The sequence below is a fragment of the Ideonella sp. P3_A4 genome, assembly GCF_056403075.1.
The window spans coordinates 1-1,894 of sequence record NZ_JBFUGE010000900.1; the positions used below are offsets into that span (position 1 = coordinate 1).

Here is a 1,894-nt window from a genome sequence, read left to right on the forward strand (position 1 = left end):
GATCAGACCCTTGGCCGCTTCAGGAAGGGCCAGCACCGTCTTCGGTGCCGCGAAATCAACGGACAGGGCTTGCAGCCGTTCGATCAACGCGAGGCAGATCTCCTGCTGCAGGTCCATGTAGACCTTGTAGTCGGCGCGCTGTACGACGTAGACAACTTCGTACTCGAGCGCACCATCGCCAATGCGCTGCAGATGCGCCCGATCGAACTTCACATCCTCGCGCGTTTCAATGACCTCACGCACGATGTCAGGAATGGCCCTAGCTTGGCTCGCGGTGGTCTCCAACGAGACCGCGAACTTGAAGACGACGCGGCGCTGCTGCTGGCGTTTGTAGTTGCTGACCGCGCTCTTGAGCAAGTCCGCGTTGGACATCACGATCTGCTCGCCGCCAAGGGCGCGGATGCGCGTCGTCTTCAGGCCCACCCGTTCGACAGTGCCTGTCACGCCGTTGACCGTGATCGCATCGCCCACCTCGAAGGGTTTGTCGAGCGCGATCGCCAGTGACGCGAAGAGGTCGCCGAGGATGTTCTGCACCGCCAGCGCGACGGCAATACCGCCGACGCCCAGGCTGGCCACGAGCGCGGTGATGTTGACGCCCAGGTTGGCCAGCACCGCCAGCACGACAGTCGTCCACAGCGCCGTCTGCAGGCCCCAGCTGAGCAGCGTCGCGCTGGCACTTTCTTGCGACAGGTGGCCATGGCTCAGCAGGTGTCGGTTCAGCAGCAACACGACGCCACGGCTGACCCACAGCGCGAGCTGCACCATCATGACCACGAACCACAGCTGGCTCACCCGCGACTGCCAGCGCGGCGCCAGGTCCAGCATCTCGCAGAAGACGAGGAACGCCACCGCCCACAGCACCCAGGTGCGGGTGGCCGCAAGCACCTCGACGATCACGTCATCGACTCGGGTCGCGCTGCGCTCGGCCAGCAGCTTCATGCGCTGCAGCACCACCCGCAATACCAGCCGCGACAGCAGGTAGGCGACCACACCTGCGCCAGCGGCCATCAGCCATCGGTCGAGCGAGCTGCCCAGGAAGTCGATGTCCGCCGCGGCGGACCACAGTTCAGTCGGCCTCATCGATGCACCCTTCCAGGCGCCGGTCCTGCCCGGCGCGAATGAGCCGCGACAGCCGGCTGGGCGAGGCCCTTGCCGCATCGGTGAACAGCGCACCGGCGCAGGAAAATCGGCGAAAGGTGTCGTGGACCGCGCATGGCATCACTCCAGGCTGTGGGATGTCAGACGGAGCGTAGGAACTGGCCCGTGCCGTGGCTGTCGGCAGCCGTCGCGACGGCTTGTAGGAACTGTCCAGCAAACAGCGTCCTCCCACACCCGCCGCCGCGCGCCAAGCCGGCGACGGCTCGTTGCCGACCGTTTGCCAGGCTGCGATATAGTCCGGGCCACTGAAACGACGCGCGCAAATCGCGGCCACCGAGCCAGCCGATGCCACGTCAGTCTTCCAGAGGTCGAAACCGCGGTTTCGGCCTTTTTCGTTTCTGGCCCGCCGTAACCGCGCTGTACCTTTTCACCCCCCAGATTTGAAGCCGCCGACCGGTCTGCCAGCTCCTGGCGACCAAAGCGTCGGCCCGGCTGTGCTATGGCCTTGCAACACTCGGTCACGGCCGCCAACCGGAACATTCCATGCGGCAAACATCCAGTTTCAGGCGTGAATCATTAGGGTGAAGCCTATATCGATCGAGATTAACTCCGCGATATAGTCTTCGATCCGGTGGCCCTTGAGGCTGCGTTTTGACGACAAGACAGCGCCCGACTTGGCGACTGGAGGAACCGAGTGAACTACGCAGAAGCGCAGCGCAACCCAACCAAGCATCCGGTTGGGCTCAGCGTTGTCATCGTGCTGCACGTGCTACTGGGCTATGCGCTAGTCAGTGGC

2 protein-coding genes are annotated in these 1,894 nt (G+C 64.1%); both read right to left on the minus strand.

What is annotated here, in order from left to right; translation table 11 throughout:
* Positions 1–1,080: mechanosensitive ion channel family protein (locus tag AC1DYI_RS34215; RefSeq protein WP_477208557.1), on the minus strand; the 1,080-nt coding region annotated here is incomplete at its 3' end.
* Complete coding sequence (locus tag AC1DYI_RS34220) at positions 1,067–1,450, minus strand: hypothetical protein (protein WP_477208558.1); 384 nt, start codon at positions 1,448–1,450, stop codon at positions 1,067–1,069. The genes AC1DYI_RS34220 and AC1DYI_RS34215, both read right to left, overlap by 14 nt.
* Between the last annotated feature and the right edge of the window lie 444 nt (positions 1,451–1,894).